Origin of the sequence: Synechococcus sp. R55.3 (assembly GCF_047461975.1) — a bacterium.
In the GTDB taxonomy this organism is placed as follows: Bacteria; Cyanobacteriota; Cyanobacteriia; order Thermostichales; family Thermostichaceae; genus Thermostichus.
On the sequence record NZ_JANSIG010000035.1, the window covers coordinates 26,927 to 28,167 of the forward strand.

Genomic DNA, 1,241 nt, shown 5'->3' on the forward strand with positions numbered 1-1,241 from the left:
CAGATTTTGTTTTTTCCCACCTTGGCCAGTTTGCGGCAGCGCTTTCCTGAGGCGGAGCTGGAGGTGCTGGTGGAGCCGCGGGCAGCAGGGGCTTATGAGGTTTGCCCTTCGGTGAGCCGGGTGCTGACTTTTCCTTTCAAGGAGCGGCTGTCGTTGGGGGACCTCAGCGACCTGCTGGGGCGGATTCGCGAGCGGCAGTACGACGCGGTGCTGAGCCTGGGCAGGGGGCTGGGGGTGAAGCTGCTGCTGTGGCTGACGGGGATTCCCAAGCGGGTGGGCTATGCGCCGCCGGGGCCGGGTTGGCCGTGGCTGACCGACCCGGTGCCCCTGAAGCCAGCCCAGTATGCGGCCCAGATGTACCACGACCTGGTGCAGGGGTTTGGCATTGCTGCGCCGGCGGGGTTGCCCCAGATTCGTCTGAAAAAAGCAGACCTGGAGTGGGCAGAGCAGGAACGCAAGCGCCTTTTGGGGGATGCCGCTCAAGATTATGTGCTGTTGCATCCGGGGGCCAGCCAGCTGTCGCAGGAGAAGGGAATTCAGAAGATCTATCCCTCTGCCAACTGGGTCAAGGTCATCAAGGGTTTTCGGGAGAAGCGGCCGGAGCTGCCGTTGGTGCTGGTGGTGGGGCCAGAGGATGAGCAGCTGGCGGAGGGCTTTCTGGCGCAACTGCCGGAGCTGCTGGTGAGCCGTCCTGTCCGGCTGGGGCAGCTGGCGGCCTTGATTGGTGGGGCAACGCTGCTGTTGTGCGCCGATAGCGCTCCCATGCATTTGGCGGTGGCGGTGCAGACGCCGCTGGTGGCGTTGTTTGGGCCCACCGACCCGCTGCGGTTGCTGCCTTCAGAGGGGCCGTTTCGGGCGGTCAAGGGGGCCGATGGGAAGGTGGAGTCGATTGCCCCCGAGCAAATTCTGCAGGTGATCTTTCCGGCCTAGAGCCAAGGTTTTCGTGGCAGCAACCCAGTCCAGTTTCTCTGCAGGCGGACCGAGAAGCCTTCTAGCCTGGGAGATGTGTCCCTGTCTGCTTTTAGCCGGCGGGAGAGCTTGCTTTGTCACCTTGGCTCTCCTAGGCTTGCTGGCGAGCGACCGTAAGGCAGTCAGCATTGCTGTTGACCGGGGGAACTTCTGCCCTCTTGGGGGAAAAGGGCTGGGGAAGTAGGGGATTCTCATGCGGACGAAGGGACTTGAACCCTTACGCCTTGCGGCACTAGATCCTAAGTCTAGCGCGTCTGCCGTTCCGCCACGTC

Annotated in this window: 1 protein-coding gene; it reads left to right on the forward strand. The window is 63.2% G+C overall.

What is annotated here, in order from left to right; genetic code table 11:
* Positions 1–930 (forward strand): glycosyltransferase family 9 protein (locus tag NW849_RS07305; protein ID WP_414356917.1); only part of this gene is annotated, 930 nt, incomplete at its 5' end.
* Between the last annotated feature and the right edge of the window lie 311 nt (positions 931–1,241).